Annotated in this window: 13 protein-coding genes; 11 read left to right on the top strand and 2 right to left on the bottom strand. The window is 73.5% G+C overall.

The window, feature by feature from the left end; translation table 11 throughout:
* Positions 1-2: 2 nt before the first annotated feature.
* The 3 genes from F8R89_RS07670 to F8R89_RS07680 all read left to right on the top strand — a co-directional run bounded on the left by F8R89_RS07670 (position 3) and on the right by F8R89_RS07680 (position 4,807).
* Complete coding sequence (locus F8R89_RS07670) at positions 3-1,490, top strand: tetratricopeptide repeat protein (RefSeq protein ID WP_151783251.1); 1,488 nt, start codon at positions 3-5, stop codon at positions 1,488-1,490.
* The gene (locus tag F8R89_RS07675; RefSeq protein ID WP_151783252.1) at positions 1,487-3,145 is read left to right on the top strand and encodes a nickel transporter; all 1,659 of its coding nucleotides are present in this window, start codon (positions 1,487-1,489) and stop codon (positions 3,143-3,145) included. Before F8R89_RS07670 ends, F8R89_RS07675 begins: the two co-directional genes overlap by 4 nt.
* 120 nt (positions 3,146-3,265) lie before the next feature.
* On the top strand, positions 3,266-4,807 hold the full coding sequence (locus F8R89_RS07680; RefSeq protein ID WP_413251241.1) for a serine/threonine-protein kinase: 1,542 nt from the start codon (positions 3,266-3,268) through the stop codon (positions 4,805-4,807).
* 14 nt (positions 4,808-4,821) lie between these two features.
* Here F8R89_RS07680 and F8R89_RS07685 read toward each other — a convergent pair whose 3' ends face one another.
* Entirely contained in the window at positions 4,822-5,631 is an 810-nt protein-coding gene (locus tag F8R89_RS07685) for an SGNH/GDSL hydrolase family protein (protein ID WP_151783253.1), read from the bottom strand.
* Between the two features lie 313 nt (positions 5,632-5,944).
* Between F8R89_RS07685 and F8R89_RS07690 the strand changes: the two genes are divergently transcribed.
* The 7 genes from F8R89_RS07690 (at position 5,945) to F8R89_RS07720 (ending at position 15,679) form a co-directional block, all read left to right on the top strand.
* The gene (locus F8R89_RS07690; protein WP_151783254.1) at positions 5,945-7,153 is read left to right on the top strand and encodes a S8 family peptidase; all 1,209 of its coding nucleotides are present in this window, start codon (positions 5,945-5,947) and stop codon (positions 7,151-7,153) included.
* A 175-nt stretch (positions 7,154-7,328) separates the two neighbouring features.
* Positions 7,329-7,754 carry a hypothetical protein gene (locus F8R89_RS07695; protein WP_225994346.1) on the top strand — a complete coding sequence of 142 codons (426 nt, stop codon included), beginning with the start codon at positions 7,329-7,331 and terminating at the stop codon, positions 7,752-7,754.
* Between the two features lies 1 nt (position 7,755).
* Complete coding sequence (locus tag F8R89_RS07700) at positions 7,756-8,853, top strand: GNAT family N-acetyltransferase (RefSeq protein ID WP_151783255.1); 1,098 nt, start codon at positions 7,756-7,758, stop codon at positions 8,851-8,853.
* A gap of 371 nt (positions 8,854-9,224) precedes the next feature.
* Entirely contained in the window at positions 9,225-10,067 is an 843-nt protein-coding gene (locus F8R89_RS07705; RefSeq protein WP_151783256.1) for a glycosyltransferase family 2 protein, read from the top strand.
* Positions 10,064-11,068: a glycosyltransferase family 2 protein gene (locus tag F8R89_RS07710; protein WP_151783257.1), complete on the top strand. Its 1,005-nt coding sequence runs from the start codon at positions 10,064-10,066 to the stop codon at positions 11,066-11,068. Before F8R89_RS07705 ends, F8R89_RS07710 begins: the two co-directional genes overlap by 4 nt.
* Complete coding sequence (locus F8R89_RS07715) at positions 11,065-11,865, top strand: polysaccharide deacetylase family protein (RefSeq protein WP_151783258.1); 801 nt, start codon at positions 11,065-11,067, stop codon at positions 11,863-11,865. Before F8R89_RS07710 ends, F8R89_RS07715 begins: the two co-directional genes overlap by 4 nt.
* Positions 11,858-15,679, top strand: coding sequence for a lipopolysaccharide biosynthesis protein (locus tag F8R89_RS07720; protein ID WP_151783259.1), 3,822 nt, complete (start codon positions 11,858-11,860; stop codon positions 15,677-15,679). Before F8R89_RS07715 ends, F8R89_RS07720 begins: the two co-directional genes overlap by 8 nt.
* Positions 15,680-15,703: 24 nt before the next feature.
* Here the strand turns inward: F8R89_RS07720 and F8R89_RS07725 are convergent, their stop codons facing one another.
* Positions 15,704-17,116, bottom strand: coding sequence for a GH39 family glycosyl hydrolase (locus F8R89_RS07725; RefSeq protein ID WP_151783260.1), 1,413 nt, complete (start codon positions 17,114-17,116; stop codon positions 15,704-15,706).
* 131 nt (positions 17,117-17,247) lie between these two features.
* Between F8R89_RS07725 and F8R89_RS07730 the strand changes: the two genes are divergently transcribed.
* Positions 17,248-18,342, top strand: coding sequence for a DUF5925 domain-containing protein (locus F8R89_RS07730; RefSeq protein ID WP_151783261.1), 1,095 nt, complete (start codon positions 17,248-17,250; stop codon positions 18,340-18,342).
* Positions 18,343-18,347: the final 5 nt, after the last annotated feature.

The raw sequence follows: 18,347 nt of genomic DNA on the forward strand, positions 1-18,347 counted from the left end.
GCATGGTCCCGCCCACGCACGACACCCCGCAGGAGCCCACGCCCGAGCTCGGCGACGGCCCGGACCCGGCGGCCCCCGCCGGGGGTGAGGGGGCGGGGCCACCGGAGGACGGGGCCGGGGCGAAGGACGGCGGCCGGGTCGCCGCGCTGCGCCGCTTCGCCGCCGCCCGCCGGCGCGCCCTGCACCTCACCGGGTGCGCGGCCCTGCTGGCCGTGGCCGTCACCGGCGGCTCGGTGGCGCTCGGCGCCGGGGGCGACGGCACCGCCCCGCGGGTCGCCCCCGCCTCGGCGGCCGTCTCCCCCGGTCTGCTCGCCTCCGGCGACCTGGACGCGGGCATCACGGCCCTCCAGTCCCATCTGCGGTCCCAGCCGCGAGACTTCGGCGGCTGGGCCACCCTGGGCCTCGCCTATGTCGAGCAGGCCCGGACCAAGGGCGACCCGTCCCGCTATCCGCAGGCCGAGCGGGCGTTCGAGCGCTCGCTCGCGCTGGCGCCCCGCAACGACCAGGCCCTGGCCGGCCGCGCCGCCCTCGCGGCCGCCCGCCACGACTTCGAGGGCGCCCTGAAGGACGCCGACCGGGCCCTGAAGGAGAACCCGTACAGCGAACGCGCCCTGTGCATACGGGTGGACGCCCTCGTCGAACTCGGCCGGTACCGCGACGCCGCCGAGGCCGCGGACACCGCCGACGACCGGCGTCCGGGCATCCCGGTGTTCACCCGGTACGCGTACGTCCACGAGCTGCGCGGCGACGTCCGTACGGCCCGGCGCGTGCTGGAGCAGGCGCTGTCCTCGGCGTCCGCGCCCGGCGACATCGCCTACGTCGCCACCCAGCTGGGCCAGCTCGCCTGGAACCAGGGCGAGTACGCCACGGCCCTCACCCACTACGCCCGCGCGCTCGCCGCCGACGAGGACTACGTCCCCGCGCTGGAGGGACGGGCCCGCGCACAGGCCGCGAGCGGGGACCGGGCGGGCGCGATCGCGGGCCTGAAGGACGTCGTCGCCCGCTCCCCGCTGCCCGGCCCGCTCGTCGCCCTCGGCGAGCTGTACGAGGCCGCCGGCGACCGTACCGCCGCCGCCGACCAGTACGCCCTGGTCGACGCCTGGACGTCCCTGGCCCGCGCCAACGGCGTGGACGCCGACCTCGACACCGCGCTGGCGGCCGCCGACCACGGCGACAAGGCGGCGGCCCTGAGGGCGGCCCGCGCCGAATGGGACCGCCGGCGCACCGTGCACACCGCGGACGCCCTCGCCTGGGCGCTGCACGTCGACGGGAAGGACGACGAGGCCCTGCCGTACGCCCGCCGGGCCACGGCCACCGGCTACCGCAACGCCGTGTTCCTGTACCACCGCGGGATCATCGAAAGCGCCACCGGCCGCGCGGACGACGCCCGCACGCATCTGCGGGCCGCCCTGAAGCTGAACCCGGGCTTCGCACCGCTGGGCGCCCGCGACGCGCGGGCGGCCCTCAAGGCCCTGGAGGCGGACCAGTGACCCTTCGCCGGCTCACCGCCTCGGGCGCCGCCGCCCTCACGGCGGCCTGCGCGCTCGCCCTGGTGCCCTCGCCGCCCGCGAGCGCGCACCCCCTCGGCAACTTCACCGTCAACCGGTACGACGGCCTGGTCGTCGCCCCGGGGAAGCTGCGCGTCGACCACGTGGAGGACCTCGCCGAGATCCCGGCGACCCAGGCCGGACCCGCGATCGAGAAGGCGGGACTGACGGCCTGGGCCCGGGAGCGCTGCGCGAGCGCGGCGCGGGACAGCGAGGTCACCGTGGAGGGCCGCACGGTCCCCTTGACGGTGACGGGCAGTCACGCGCGGACGCGGCCCGGCCAGGCGGGGCTCGACACGCTCCGGGTGGAGTGCGAGCTGACGGCACCCCTGCCCGAACACGCCTCGCTCGACGTGGAGTTCACCGGCGCGGGCGGCGGGAGCGGGCCCGGCTGGCGGGAGATCACGGCGCGCGGCGACCGGACGACGCTGACCGCCTCGGACGTGCCGAAGGAGTCGCCGTCCGAGGAACTGACCGCTTACCCGCAGGAGTTGCTGTCCTCGCCGGCCGACACGCGGACCGCGTCCCTGCGGGTGCGGCCCGGCGGTCCGGCCCTCGCCGCGTCCGGCGAGGACGCCCCGGAGGCCTCCTCCGTCCTGCCGCGCGGCGCCGACCGCTGGACGCGGGCCCTGGACGACCTGGTCTCCCGCCGTGAGCTGACCGTGGGCTTCGCGGCGCTCGCCCTGCTCCTCGCGGTCTTCCTGGGCGCGCTGCACGCGCTCGCCCCGGGGCACGGCAAGACGATGATGGCGGCGGTGGCGACCGCGCGCGGGGGCCGGGCCCGGCTCCGGGACGTCCTGCCGCTGGCCGCCTCGGTGACGGTCACCCACACCTTGGGCGTGGTGACGCTGGGCCTGCTGGTCACCGCCGGTTCGGCGGCGGCGCCCTCGGTCATCACCTGGCTGGGGGTCGCGAGCGGCGCCCTGGTGACGGCGGCGGGCGTGACCCTGGCCCGCCGGGCCTGGCGTGCGCGCGACGCCGGCCACACGCACCCGCACGACCACGACAGCCACCCGCGTCCGCACCCCCCTGCCGGGGAGTCCGTGACGCGCCACGCCCCCGCCCGCCGGCCGGTGCTGGCCGGCGCCCCCGCCGGCACCGCCCCGCGACCGTCCGCCACGCCGGTCGCCCCCCATTCCCACGACCACGCGCACCCGCACCCCCACGACCACGACCACGAGCACGACGGCCACGGTCACACCCACACCCACACCCACACCCACGGGGGCGTCCCCCACACGCACCCCACCGCCCCCACCCTCCGCGGCACGATCCTGCTCGGCTTCGCCGGGGGGCTCGTCCCCAGCCCGTCCGCCGTCGTCGTGCTGGTCGGCGCCGCCGCCCTCGGCAAGGCCTGGTTCGGGCTGCTGCTCGTCGTCGCCTACGGCGCCGGGCTGGCGCTCACGCTCACCGCGGCCGGGTTCGCCGTCGTCCGGCTGGGTACAGGGGCGATGCGGGTGCTGGACCGGCGTCCGCGCGCGCTGACCCATCCCGTGACGGTCCTCGTCCGCCGTACGGCGCCGCTGGCGTCCGCGGTGCTCGTCGTCCTGATCGGGGCCGGACTCGTCGTCCAGGGGGCGGCATCCGCACTCGGCTGAGCTACTTTTGTGGAGAATGCGCACGGATGCGAAGGGGGGACGCCCGTGTCCGAGGACCATGGCGCTGACCGGGTGATCGCGGGCCGCTAGCGCCTGCTCTCCCCGCTCGGCGAGGGCGGCATGGGGACCGTGTGGCGGGCCCGCGACGAGCTGCTGCACCGCGAGGTCGCCGTCAAGGAGGTCCGCGCACCGGCCGGGCTGGCCGCCTCGGACGTCGAGCGGATGTACGCCCGGCTGGAGCGCGAGGCGTGGGCGGCGGCGCGGGTCGCCGACCGCAACGTCGTCACGGTGTACGACGTTGCCACCCAGGACGGGCGGCCGTGGATCGTGATGGAGCTGGTCCGGGGCATCTCACTGGCCGAACTGCTCGACGCCGACGGGCCGTTGAGCCCCCAGCGGGCCGCGCGCATCGGTGCCGAGGTGCTGTCGGCGCTGCGGGCCGCGCACGAGGCGGGTGTGCTGCACCGGGACGTGAAACCGGCCAATGTGCTGCTGTCGAACGACGATCGGGTGGTGCTGACCGACTTCGGGATCGCCATGGTCGAGGGCAGCTCGGCGCTGACCATGACCGGCGAGGTCATCGGCTCCCCGGAGTTCCTCGCGCCGGAGCGGGCGCTGGGCCGCACGCCGGGCCCGGAGTCCGACCTGTGGTCGCTCGGCGTGCTGCTGTACGCGGCCGTGGAGGGCAACTCCCCGTTCCGTCAGGACACTCCGCTCAGCACCCTGCGCGCCATCGTCGACGAGGAGCTGCCGCCGCCGCGCCGCGCCGGGCCGCTGGCCCCCGTGATCGAGGGGCTGTTGCGCAAGGATCCTGCCGAGCGGCTGCCGGCGGCGCGGGCACAGGAGGACCTGCGGCTCGTCGCGGCCGGGGGCACCCTTCCCGGCGGCGGTGCGGGGGCGGCCCCGTACGCCCCGACGATCGCCGCGTTCCCGGCGCCGTCCGGGACCGCCCCGACGGCCCCGGTGCCACCGCCCGGCCCGACCCGCCCGACCGGCGCCCGGGTGGCCGACACGGCTCCGGTGCCCTCCGGGCGTGACCGCCGTGCCGCTCCGGTGCTGATCGCGGGTGTCGTGGTGCTGGCCCTCGCGGTGGGGGGACTGACGTACGCGCTGCTGAACCGGGGCGGCGACGGCGGGAAGGACGCCGGCGGGGAGACCGCCACGGCGACGGGCGAGCGGACGGCGGCGACCGGCACGAAGGAGGAGCCCGCCACGGAGAAGCCGAGTCCGACGCCGAGTCCCAGCCGGAGCGCGTCGGCGTCGGCCGCGCCGCAGTCCGTGCACGTGTCGCTGACAGGCTCCCACACGGACTACTCCGGCGCCTGTCCGCCGCCCCGCGGCCAGGCTCCGGTGTTCACGGCGACGTTCACGGTGGGCAGGCTGCCCGCGCAGGTCACCTACCGCTGGGTGTCCGAGGACGGTGACGTCATGGACGAGGGATGGAAGACCCTGTCGTTCCCGGCGGGCGGTGAACGGACCAGGCAGGACAGGGTGTTCCTGACGACGTACGACGAGAGCGGCACGTTCGCGAGCGAGATCGCCGTCGAGGTGCGCGATCCGGTGCGGACGAAGTCCGCCTCGGTGCCGTTCTCGGTGACGTGTGCGAGCGAGACCCCGACGGGCGGGGCCTCGCCGTCGTCCGGCGGCTCACCGGACGCGTAGTGGCTCCTGGCCGGTCAGGAGGCGGAGTTGAGCGCCGCCAGGTATCCACCCGACTGGCCCGCGGCCGTCGGGTGGTACGACTCCGAGATGCTGAGCCAGCTCACGGAGTGCATCCACGGGCTGCCGGAGCACAGCTCGTGCCCGGTGAACGTGGTCCGGACGTCGCCGAAGGCGAAGCCGTGGTCACGGGCCCGCTTCTCGATGGCGGCGTCGATGTGGTCCGCGGCGTCGTTGAGCGCCCGGCGCTTGGTCTCGGACAGGCCGACGCAGCCCGAGGCGCCGAGCTTGTAGAAGCGGGGGTAGCCGAGGACGACGACCCGGGCGGCGGGCGCCCGGGAGCGGATGGCGTTGTAGACGGTGTCGAGCCGGCCCGGCAGGGTCGAGTCGACGAACGCCTTGGCGGTGTTGATGCGTGAGACGCAGGCGCTGTCTCCCTGGAGCACACAGGTCGTCATGATGTCGGCGAACCCGGCGTCGTTGCCGCCGATGGACACGGACACCAGTGCGGTGGAGGAGCTGAGCGGGCCGAGTTGACTGGCGGTGACGTCACCCGTCTTGGCGCCCGAGCAGGCCGTGAAGTCGAAGGACGAGGGTGCGTTGGCGGCGGCCCACAGGGCCGGGTACGCCTTCGAGCTGCGCTTGCAGTCACCACTGTTGCTGAGGTAACTGCCGGCGCCGAGGCCCGAGGAATAGGAGTCGCCGAGTGCCACGTAGCCGCCCGCGGCGGCGGTGTCGGCGGCCTGCGCCGTGGCAGCCCCGGTGAGGGCGGTGCCGACGGCGAGGAGGAGCGAGGCGACGTGTACGGAAAGTCGGGAACGTCTCATGGAACCTCCCTATAGCAGGATCTCTGCCGTAACCGTCGTACCAACTACGCGTGTTGAGCGGAAGTGTTCATGTCAAAACTTTTTCGGGCATCACCTACCCGGGCGACCCCTTCGCCACGGCGTTTTATTTCGCGTACATGACAAGATCATTGACAGGTCGTCAACTCCCTTGTCCGGCGGGCGGGCTTTGCGGAGTCTTGACCTCGGCCCGGCGCGGGACTCCCCGCACCGGGCTGTGCGTGCGACGACGTACGCACCCCCCACATGTGCGCGCACCACCCCTGCGCACCGCCTTGAGGAGGACTCCCTCGTAATGGCACCACTGCGTAGCACCAAGCTCCGGTACGCCGCGATATCCGCCCTGGCCGCCGCCGCCCTCGTCGGCGGGACCGGCTCGCTGCCCGCCCAGGCCGCCCCGGCCGAGGGCACGGTCCTGGCGGCCGGCTCCCCCACCGCCGTCAAGGACAGCTACATCGTCACGCTCAAGGAGACCGCCGGGCTGAAGGCCTCCTCCAGCACGGGCAAGAGCCTCGTCAAGCGGTACGGCGGCTCCGTGAAGAAGACGTTCGGCGCCGCGCTGAACGGCTACTCCGCCACCCTCTCGGCCACCGAGGCGAAGAGACTCGCGGCCGACCCGGCCGTCGCGTCGGTCGAGCAGAACCAGACCGTCCGCCTGGCCGACACCACCCAGAGCAGCGCCCCCTGGGGCCTGGACCGCATCGACCAGAGCGCCCTGCCGCTCTCGGGCACCTACACCTACCCCGACAGCGCGGGCAGCGGGGTGACCGCGTACGTCATCGACACCGGTGTGCGCATCACCCACCAGCAGATCAGCGGCCGCGCCTCCTACGGCTACGACGCCGTCGACGGCGACACCACCGCCTCCGACGGCAACGGTCACGGCACCCATGTGGCCACCACCATCGCCGGCTCCACCTACGGTGTGGCCAAGAAGGCGAAGATCGTCGCGGTCCGGGTGCTCGACAACAACGGCTCCGGCACCACCGCCGGCGTGATCGCGGGCATCGACTGGGTGACGGCGAACCACTCCGGCCCCTCGGTCGCCAACCTGTCCCTCGGCGGCGGCGCCTCCACCGCCCTGGACACCGCCGTCCGCAACTCCATCTCCAGCGGCGTGACCTACGCCGTCGCGGCCGGCAACTCCAGCGCCAACGCCTCCTCGTACTCCCCGGCCCGGGTCACCCAGGCGATCACCGTCGGCGCCACCACCAGCACGGACGCCCGCGCCAGCTACTCGAACTACGGCTCGGTGCTGGACCTGTTCGCGCCGGGCTCCTCGATCACGGCGGGCTGGCACACCAGCGACACCGCGACGAACACCATCTCCGGTACGTCGATGGCGACCCCGCACGTCGCCGGAGCGGCCGCCGTCTACCTGGCGGGCCACACCTCGGCCACGCCGGCCGCGGTCGCCTCGGCGCTGACCTCGGGCGCCACCGCCAACGTGGTCACCAGCCCGGGCAGCGGCTCCCCGAACAAGCTGCTGAAGCTCGTCCGTTGAGCCATCCCCGCATCATCTGAACCACCGGCCCCCGGAGGCGTCACGCCCCCGGGGGCCGTCCCCGTGCGCACCGAGGACGAACCGTTGTCAAGGGGCCATCGGCATCTTGACGGCAGATATGCCCCTGAGCCACATTGAAGCCCGGCATCCGGCGCTTCGGGGGGCAAAGTCGCCAATGCAGACGATCCATGGCACACCAGCTGTGTCCGACGACGCCGAGCGTGCGCGGCCGGGTCCGGGGAGGGACCTGACGCCACTGCTCGCGGGCGCCGCGACGGCTGTGGGGGGAATCGGCGCGGGCCTCGCGCTCGCCGGCTCCGACTCGCCGCTGCGCGGCCCGTTCACCCTGTTCTTCCTGCTCGCGGCACCGGCCGCGGCGATCGCCGCCGCGCTGCGCGGGCTGGATCCCTTCGGCCGTGTGGTGGCCTCGGTCGCGGGCGCGGTCGTTCTCGACATGCTGGTGGCCCAGGCCATGCTGGCCCTGCACCAGTGGTCGGTACGCGGCGGGATCGTGGCGGTGACCACGATCAGCGCGCTCATCCTCCTGCTGGTCACGGTACGGCGGCCGCGCGGCCGCATGACCCGAGAGCGGACGGTCTGACGTGGACATCAGCGTGTACCGCCCCGGCGAGCTCAGCGCCGCCGACCGGGCGGCCTGGTCCTCCATCCAGTCCAAGGCCCATCTGCAGGGCGCGCCCGAGCTGGGCAACCCCTTCCTGTCACCGGAGTTCGCGCTCGCCGTGGGCCGCTGCCGGCGCGGGGTGCGGATCGCCGTCGTCCGGGAGGGCGGGGAGCCGGCCGCGTTCCTGCCGTTCCAGCGGACGGCCACCGGCGTCGGCCGGGCCATCGGCCTCGGCGTCTCGGACGCCCAGGGCCTCGTGCACCGGCCGGGGTTCACGGTCGACGCCCAGGAGCTGCTGAAGGCGTGCGGGCTCGCCGTCTGGGAGTTCGACCACCTGGTCGACGGCCAGACGGCGTTCGCGCCGGCCGCCACCGGCAGCTATCCGTCACCGGTGATGGACGTCGACCAGGGGTACGACGCCTATCTGGCTCATCTGCGCGAGCACGCGCCGAAGTTCACCCGCACGACCCTGGCCAAGGAGCGCAAGCTGGCCCGCGACCACGAGGGCGTGCGGTACGTGCACGACGAGCGTGATCCGGCCGCGCTGCGCACCCTGATGTCCTGGAAGTCGGCCCAGTACCGCAGGACGGGACGCAGCGACCGCTTCGCCCAGGAGTGGATCACCCGGCTCGTCGAGCACCTGTTCCACACCCGCTCGGACTCCTTCGCGGGCGTCCTGTCCGTGCTGTACGCGGACGGCAAGCCGGTCGCCGCGCACTTCGGGCTGCGCAGCGAACGCATCCTGGCCTGCTGGTTCCCGGCCTACGACCCGGCGTTCTCGAGGTACTCGCCGGGCCTGGTGCTGCATCTGCGCATGGCCGAGGCGGCCGCCGCCGACGGCATCGCGCACCTGGATCTCGGCCGGGGCCAGAAGGAGTACAAGGACTCCCTGAAGACACGCGAGCTGACGGTGTCGGAGGGGTGGGTGACCCGGCGTCACCCGATCGCGTTCGGACACCGGGCACGGCGTGCTCCGGTCCGGGCGCTGCGCAACACCGTGCAGTCACGGCCGGAGCTCTTCGGACCGGCGGACCGTCTCCTGAAACGCATGGGAAGGATCCGTTCGGGACGTACGTAACGGCCGAAACCAACAAAAATGTGAGAGCTGGTTCCAGCTCTTGCCATACAGGCGCAATCATCAATACCGTCGTACATCTCACTCGCATCGGACGGTCGGCCCGCGGCTCCAGGGGAGGGACCGAGGACCGCAGGACGGCACCGGAGCGGGACGCGGTAGGGGGGTGCTCGGTGAAGGTGTCCGCATCTTCGACCGAGTCGTGCCGCGCGACCGGCCGCCGCACTTCCGGGTGGCCGGCCAGACATGCCAGCTCACCGCACGCACGGGGAGAGCCAGTCGCCGTGCTCGGGTGACACAACCCCCCTTTCGAACCGGACACTTCACCGGGCCGCCCAGGGGCGGGCGGTCCACCGGACGAGAGGGACCCACTCATGAGTTCTGTGCTGCGCCCGGCGGTCCCGGGCCATGATCCGTCACCGGCCGGCTACCGGCCCGTCTCCTCGCACCTGGCCATCGCACCGCCCGTGAGCGTGGTGATACCGGCCATGAACGAGGCGGAGAACCTTCCGTACGTCTTCAAGACCCTGCCGGACTGGATCCACGAAGTGGTCCTGGTCGACGGCAACTCCACCGACGACACGGTCGAGGTGGCCCGCGAGCTGTGGCCCGAGGTCAAGGTCGTGCGCCAGCGCGGCAAGGGCAAGGGGGACGCCCTGATCACCGGGTTCGAGGCGGCCACCGGCGACATCATCGTCATGGTCGACGCGGACGGCTCCGCCGACGGCAACGAGATCCTGAGCTATGTGTCCGCCCTGGTCTCGGGCGCGGACTTCGCCAAGGGGTCGCGGTTCGCCAACGGCGGCGGCACCGACGACATGACGCTCATCCGCAAGCTGGGCAACTGGGCGCTCTGCACAGCCGTCAACCGCAAGTTCGGCGCCCGCTACACCGATCTCTGCTACGGATACAACGCGTTCTGGCGGCACTGCCTGGACAAGATCGACCTCGACTGCACCGGCTTCGAGGTGGAGACCCTGATGAACATCCGGGTCGTCAAGGCCGGGCTGAAGGTGCAGGAGATACCGAGCCACGAGTACCTCCGCATCCACGGCACCAGCAATCTGCGGGCCGTGCGCGATGGGCTGCGGGTGCTGCGGGTCATCCTCAAGGAGCGCTCCAACCGGCGCGCGCTGCGCCGCCGCAGCGCCGCCGCGCACTCCCCCGTGCTCACCTCGGTCGGCTCGCGCCCGAAGGCCCGGGGAGAGACGTCTTGAGCGGTCCCGGCATCTCCGTCGTGATCTGCGTCTACACCGAGGACCGCTGGGAGGACATCCTCGCCGCGGTCGCCTCGGTGCGGGCGCAGGCGTATCCGGCCCTGGAGACCCTGCTGGTCGTCGACCACAACCCGGCGCTCCTGGACCGGCTCGCCAAGGAGTACAAGGAGACGCCCGAGGTGCGGGTGCTGGCCAACGCGGGCCCGCGCGGTCTGTCGGCCGGCCGCAACACGGGCATCGCGGCCTCCCGGGGCGAGGTCGTCGCGTTCCTCGACGACGACGCCGTGGCCGAGCGGGACTGGCTGGGGTACTTCGCGGCCGGCTACGACGACCCACGGGTCATGGCCGTCGGCGGGCGCACCGAGCCGATCTGGGCGTCCGGCCGCCGGCCCGGCTGGTTCCCGGAGGAGTTCGACTGGGTCGTGGGCTGCACCTACCGGGGCTTGCCCGCCGGGCGGACGAAGGTGCGCAACGTCCTCGGCGGCAACGCCTCGTTCCGCCGTACGGCGTTCGACGTGGCGGGTGGTTTCGCGACCGGCATCGGCCGCGACGGGGACCGGCTGCCGCTGGGCTGTGAGGAGACGGAGCTGTGCATCCGGCTCAGCCGCGCCCGGCCCGACGCGGTGCTGCTGATCGACGACCGCGCGATCATCCACCACCGGGTGCCCGGCCCGCGGGAGCGGTTCCGGTACTTCCGCACCCGCACCTACGCGGAGGGCCTGTCGAAGGCGCTGGTGGCCCGCAGTGTCGGCGCGGACAAGGGACTGGAGTCCGAACGCCGGTACACCACGCGTGTGCTGCCGGCCGGGGTGGCGCGCGGCCTGCGGGACGCGCTGCTCGCCCGGCCCGGGGGCGCGGGCCGGGCGGGTGCGATCGTGACGGGGGTGCTGACGGCGGCGGGTGGGTACGTCGTCGGAAGTGTCCGCGCCCGCCGGGGCGGCGCCACGTACGCGGTGGCCGGGATCGAGGGATCGCCGGACACCGGAGGGGGGACGGGATGAGCGACACGCCGGTGCCGATCCTGATGTACCACGCGGTGTCCACCGCGCCGAACGACGCCACCCGGGAGCTGTCGGTGGCGCCGGAGGCGTTCGCGGAGCAGATGGCCCTCATCGGCGACCTGGGGCTCACACCGGTGCGCACGGCGGAGCTCGCCGAGCACTGGCGCTCCGGGAAGCCGCTGCCCGAACGGCCCGTGCTGATCACCTTCGACGACGGCTACGCGGGCGTGCACCGGCACGCCCTGCCCGTACTGCGCGCCCACGGCTTCACGGCCACGGTGTTCGTCTCCACGGGCTGGCTGAAGGGCCCGCACGACATGGGCGGCGGCCTGGACACCATGCTGGACTGGGAGCAGGTGCGCGAACTGGCCGCCGCCGGCGTGGAGATCGGCGGCCACAGCCACACGCACCCGCAGCTGGACCAGCTCCCCGACGACCGGCTGCGCTCGGAGCTGATCCTCTGCAAGGAGATCGTCTCAGACCAGCTGGGCACCGCCCCCGTCTCGTTCGCGTACCCGTACGGCTACTCCAGCCGCCGGGTGCGCGAGGCGGTACGGGAGACCGGGTACGCCCAGGCGCTCGCCGTCAACAACGGCCTCGCCCGGCGCCGGCAGGGGCCGTACGCACTCACGCGGCTCACCGTGCGCCGCACCACCGGCGTCGAGGAGTTCGGCCGGCTGGTCGAAGGCCGTGCCGTCGCCCGTACGTTCGCCAGGGACCGCGCCCTGACCAAGGGGTACGCCGTGGTCCGCAGAGCCCGTCAGGTCCGCCGGAAGGCCATCCGTACCCGTGTCTGACACGACGACCACGACCGAGCCCGCCTCGACCGACGCGCCGGCGCCCGAGCGGCCGGGGCGGCGCCTCCGCCTGCCCGGACTGGGCGGGTCCTCCGGCGGCGGCAGCCAGCTGTTCCGCAACGCCTACGCGCTGATGATCAACACCGGTGTCTCGGCGGTGCTGGGGCTGGGCTTCTGGCTGGCCGCCGCCCGCTACTACTCCGAGTCCGCTGTCGGCCAGGGGTCGGCGGCGATCGCCGCGATGAAGTTCCTCGCCGGGCTGACGGCGGTGACGCTGACCGGGGCGCTCGCCCGGTTCATCCCGGTGGCCGGGCGCACCACGGGCCGCCTGATCTTCCGTACGTACGCCGGAAGCTGTGTGGTGGTGGCGCTGGCCGCCGGGGTCTTCCTGCTGACGCTGGACCTGTGGGGGCCGTCGTACCGGTTCCTGCAGGGGCCGCTGAACGGGCTGTTCTTCGTCGCCGCCGTCATCGCCTGGAACGTGCTCACCCTTCAGGACGGGGTGCTGACCGGGCTGCGCAGCGCGGTGTGGGTGCCCGTCGGCAACACCGTGTTCTCGGCGGTCAAGCTGGGGCTGCTGGTGGCGTTCGCGGTGGCGATCCCGACCGCCGGCGTCTTCGTGTCGTGGGTGGCGGCGATCGCGGTGTCGGTGCTGCCGCTGGGCTGGCTGGTGTTCCGCCGGCTGGTGCCCCGGCACATGGCGGCGACCGAGGACCACGCCCGCCCGCCGTCGCTGCGGGAGGTCGGCCGGTTCCTGGCCGGGGACTACACCGGCTCCCTGTTCTCCCTGGCCGTGGTCTACCTCATCCCGGTGATCGTGGCGGCGCGCGTCTCCGCCGAGGACAACGCGTACTTCTACATCACCGCGACCATCGGCGGCACCGTCAACCTGCTCGCCATCAACATGGGCGCCTCCCTGACGGTGGAGGGCTCGCACGCGCCGGGGCGGCTGGCCGCCGACACCCGGGCGGCGCTGGCCCGGATGGCCCGCATCATGCTGCCGGTCTCGGCGGTCCTGTTCTTCGGGGCGCCCTGGATCCTGGGCGTCTTCGGCGCGGGCTACGCGGACGCGGCGACCCCGCTGTTGCGCTGGTTCGCGGTGGGCGGGCTGCTGCGGGTCGTCATGGAGACGTACTTCGCGGTCCTGCGGGCGCAGAGCCGGACGGCCGGACTGGCGTGGCTGCAGGGGCTGTTGTGCGCGCTGGTGCTCGGTCTGACGCTGCTCCTGCTGCCCCGGATGGGCCTGACGGGCGCCGGGGTCGCCGAGATCGCCGCGCTCTCGGTGATCGTGGCGATCGCCGCGCCCCGGCTGTACCGGACGGTGCGGGGCTCCGGGGCGAAGATCCCCGAGGACGCGGCCCCCGACGGCGATCTGGCCGACCTGGGGGCGCGCGAGACATCCACGGGGGCGCGCAAGAGCTGGGCGCTGGACAGCGACACCCTCGCGCTCGGCATCCACGTCGACTTCGACCATCTGGAACGCCGGCCCGACGTCCGGCCGGGACCGGGCACCCCGCCCACGGGCACCCCGCGGATCCGCCCGGAGCACCGGCCCGCCTGGGCCCGCGCGGCGGAGGCGGGGCCGCCGGTCGAGCCGGGACGGGAGCCGGGCGCGGAGGCGTCGGAGGGTCCCGCCGAGGTGGACGCGCCGTTCGGGGACGCGTTCGACGCGGGCAAGGGCGAGGTGACGGCCGCCGTGGAGGAACCCGACGAGACCGCCGCCCCGCCGGAACCCGAACCGCCGGCACCGCGGGAACCCGTACGGCCCGAGGTGCTCGCGGCCGGCCGGCGTGAGCGGCTGCTGCCGACCCGGGTCGGCGTCGTTCTGGGCTGTCTGCTGGTCGCGGCGCTGCTGCTGTACTGGGTGCCCGCGCTGCGGCTCGGCGAGAGCGACCTGGACCGTATGGGCGGGCTCGGGCTGATCTCGGTGCTGCCGCCGCCGACACTGCTGGGGGCGGCCCTGCTGGCCGTCGTGTTCGCCTCACTGCTGTGGCTGAACCGCGAGCACCGGGCGCTGCTGCTGGTCACCCTGCTGGCGACGGTCGTGTCGCTGCACGCCCTGCCCGCGCTGATCGAGACCGAGCCCCGATTCGCGACGGCCTGGCAGCACCTGGGCTTCCTCGACTACATCGACCGCACCGGTTCCGCCGTGCCCGATCTGGACGCGCGCTGGAGCTGGCCGGGATTCTTCGCGGTGGCCGCGTTCACCGCGCGGGCCTGCGGGGTCGACGATCTGACCGAGGTCGTCCGCTGGTGGCCGACGGCCATGCAACTGCTGTACCTGGTCCCGATGTTCCTGCTGGTGCGCCATATGCGGGCGAGCTGGCGGGCCCGGTGGACCGGCATCTGGGTGTTCGTGCTGGCCGGCTGGGTCGGCCAGGACTACTTCTCCCCGCAGGGCTTCACGTATCTGCTGTATCTGGCCTTCGCGGCGGTGCTGCTGGTCTGGTTCCGCGCGCCGCGCGTGATCTGGTCGCGGCGCCGGCCCGGCGAACTGGAGGTGGAACCGGCGAACCGGCGCCAGCGTGCCGTGCTGCTGGCCGTCGTGATGGGGCTGTTCGCGGCGAGTGTCCCGGCCCATCAGCTGACGCCGTTCGTGATGCTGGGCGTGGTGACGGCGCTGGTGCTGGCCGGCCGGAGCGAACTGCGCGGCCTGCCCGTCCTGTTCGGCGTGATGGTGACCGCGTGGATCGGCTTCCTCGCCGAGCCGTACTGGTCGGGGCACTTCGACGAGCTGTTCGGCGGGGTCGGCGGGGTCGGCGGCAACGTCACCTCCTCCGTGTCCGGCCGGATCGAGGGCGGCAGTTCGACCCACCAGCTCGTGCTGTACGTCCGGGTCCTGCTGGCCGGCGGGGTGATGGCGTTCGCGTGCTGGGGCTGGTGGCGCCGGCGCTTCCACCACTACCGGGAGCGCTCGCTGCTCGTCCTGACCTTCGTGCCGTTCCTCGGCTTCGGCATGCAGTCGTACGGCGGTGAGATGGCACTGCGGGTCTTCATGTTCGCCCTGCCCGGGGCGGCCCTGCTCACCGGCCTCGCCCTGTTCCCACGCACCGGTGTCACCGCCGAGGAGCGGGAGCGGGACCGGGTGAGCCTCGCCCCGCTGGCCGCGCTGATGGCGGGCCTGGTGCTCATGGGCGGCTTCCTGGTGGCCCGGTGGGGCAACGAGCCGTTCGAGCGGGTGCGGCCCGGCGAGGTCGCCGCCATGGAGTACGTGTACGCCCACGACGATCCGAGTCTGCGGCTGCTGTGGCTGAGCAGCGACCCGGTGGAGGACGTGACGCCCGCGATGCCGTGGGGCGCCCGGGACATGGAGAAGGTCTCCTATCTGCCGACGCAGGCGCCGGCGGACCCGGTGCTGGTGTCGGGCCTGGTGAAGGCGCTGAGGGACGCGGGTCCGAACTCGTATCTGATGGTCAACCGCGGTCAGGTGGAGTTCCTGCGGCTGGACGTGGGCTTCTCGCCGACCTGGCAGATGCGGCTGCTGGAGAACCTGGACCGCAGGCCGGAGCTGAAGCGGGTCTTCGTCAACGCCGACGTGACGATGTACGCGCTGCGCGAGCAGCCGGCGGGCGCGGTGCCGAAGGCCGATCCGGGGCCGATCGGGCCGCAGGTGACGTGGACGCCGTGGTCGGTGGTCGGCGGTGTCGCGGCGGTCGCGCTGATCCTGCTGCTGGCGGCCCGGGAGATCGTGCGGGTGGCGACGCCGCCGAGCGTGCGGCAGCTGAGCCGGCTGCAGAGCAGTTTCTGGTTCTCGCTGCCGCTGCTGGCGGTGCTGCTGGCCTCGCTGGTGCAGCGGTTCCTGACGATCAAGTGAATCAGGCGACCGGGGCCGGGGGGCTCAGCGCTCGAGCCACCTGACCTGGTAGGCGTGCAGGGCGACCTTCCTGCCGTCGACCCGGACATCGATCTGCCGGTCACGGGTGTTGACGACCAGCACGGTGTCGTCGGTGGCCAGCACCCGCACACCGTCCCCGTCGACGGGCACCCGCTCGAACCGGGTGCCCGGCCCGAACTCCTTCCCGAACCGGGAGAGCAGGCCGTACATGGGGAGTTCGGCTCCGCCGCGCGCGGCGTCGGTCGGTGTCCACAGGCAGCCCGCGCAGGCGGTGCCCTTCTCGTTCTCCGGGTTCCAGTAGAACGCGGAGGTGGTGCCGCCCTCGGCCAGCGCGATCAGCCCGGTGGCGTGGACGGCGACCCGGCGGGCCTCGGACCAGCCCTCGCGTTCGTCGTCGCCGTCGGCCGGCTCGACGTAGTACTCGGCCCACCACAGCGGCAGGTCACCGGTCTGCTCGCGCACCCAGCGGCTGACGTCGGTGAACTTCCGTGTGGCCGTGAACTCGTCGGGCAGCAGCTCGTCGTCGCGGGTGTAGCTGGAGCCGTCCACGACGACGAAGTCGGCGCCGGCCTTGTGCTCGTTCCAGTACCGGAAGGCGTCGACGGTCCGCCGGTCGAGGGCGCCCCACGGGCCCGTGAGCGCCTTGGACGCCTCGTGCGCGCGGGGGTCGACGCTGTCCATCACCAGGTAGGGGCCGCCCACCATGATGTCCCGGTCGACCTTCTTCAGCGCCCGGTAGACCAGGTTGTAGAGCTTCGTGTAGCCCTCCTGGTCCCAGCGGGCCTCGGCGTCGTTCCAGAACCCCTTGAACTCGTTCCAGACGACGAAGTGCCGTACGTCCGGGTAGCGCCTCGCGACCGTCGCGGCGAGGGCCGCGTAGTCGGCGTAGTGCTCGGGGTCGGGCGCGGTCTCCAGGGCCGCCTGGCTCCAGTCGGTGGCGTCGACGCCGGGCTCGCCGCCCTTCATCCAGTCCGGCGCGCAGCACAGGGTGACGACGGGGGTGCCGCCGGAGGCGCGCACGAAGTCGATGCGCCGGTCCATCGCCTCGAAGTCGTAACGGCCGCGCACCGGCTCGGGGTTGTCGGCGCCCCAGCCCATGAGGTGCTGGATCTGCGGCAGTCCCCCGTCGCCGGCGATCCGGCGCTCGACGCGTGCGACGGCGGCCGGGGCGCCCTCGTCGGCGCTGTGCTGGGTGTGGGTGAACCCCCAGCCGACCTCGGGGTCGCGCGCGTGCGGCGCGGCCGTGAGGGTGCCGTGCACCTTGTCGCCGTCGCGTGTGGTGCCGTCGGTGTCCACGCCGTTGCCGGGAAGTGTGCCGAGGAGGGTCACGATCAGGGCCAGAGCCGCGGCGCCCACCCCGAGCAGCGCGGTGAGCCGCCACCGCCGTGCCCCCGAATTCCACCCATGACGTCCCATCAAGGACAACGGTAACGGGGGTGAGCGCCGCCCGGGCAGGTTTCGTCGGCACCCGGTGCCCCGGCGGGACGGGGCGGGACGCGACGGGGAAACCGGGTGCACGCCGACCCCTGGTGACGGATCATGGCCGCATGTCTGCGAACCCACACGACGCTCTGCCGATCCGGCTCAACGTCGACGACAGCGACTCGCCGTCCGACGTCGTCGACGCGCTGTTCCTCGGCCGCTTCGCGACGGGCGAGCAGCCGTACGCGCACGCGGCGAACATCGACCGTGTCCGGTCCGGGGCGACCCTGCTGCCGCCGGGCGCGCGGGTGCTGCGCGCGGCCCGCGACGACGACCGCAGCGCGACCCTGGCGGAGGGCGACGGCTGGACGCTGCTGATCTCCCGCTGGAACCGCGGCGCCGACGTCACCGTGACCGCCACCAGCGAGGAACTGGCGGCGCGGGTGCTGGGCGAGGCGACGGACGGCGCGGCCGACGAACCCGAACCGCAGCCGGAGAACGTGACCATGGGTTTCTGGTACGTCTCCCCGCGACGCGGCCCGCACCGCACGACCCGGCAGATCTCGGCGGGCACCTGGGAGGAGGTCCGGCCCAACTACACGGCGCCGGTGGCGGACGCGATGGACCGGCTGATGAAGACGACGCCGGAGGACATCGCGGGCCGGCTCCTGCTGCTGCACGGCCCGCCCGGCACCGGCAAGACGTCGGCGCTGCGCACCCTGGCCCGCTCGTGGCGGGACTGGTGCCAGGTGGACTGTGTGCTGGACCCGGAGCGCCTGTTCGGTGACGTCGGGTATCTGATGGACATCGCGATCGGCGAGGACGACTCGACGGGCAAGGGCCGCTGGCGGCTGCTGCTCCTGGAGGACTGCGACGAACTGATCCGGGGCGAGGCGAAGCACACGGCGGGGCAGGCCCTGTCGCGGCTGCTGAACCTGACGGACGGCCTGCTGGGCCAGGGCCGCAACGTCCTGGTGGGCGTCACCACCAACGAGGACCTGGAGCGGCTGCACCCGGCCGTGGTCCGCCCGGGCCGCTGTCTGGCCCGGATCGAGGTGGGGCCGCTGACCCGCCCGGAGGCGATCGGCTGGCTCGGCACGGACGAGGGCGTGGGCCGCGAGGGCGCCACCCTGGCCGAGCTGTACGCGCTGAAGCGGGGCACCTCGCCGACGTCGCTGCCGGACCCGCGGGACGGCGCCGACGCCGGGCTGTATCTGTGACCCAG

This window comes from Streptomyces sp. SS1-1, assembly GCF_008973465.1.
Classification (GTDB): domain Bacteria; phylum Actinomycetota; class Actinomycetes; order Streptomycetales; family Streptomycetaceae; genus Streptomyces.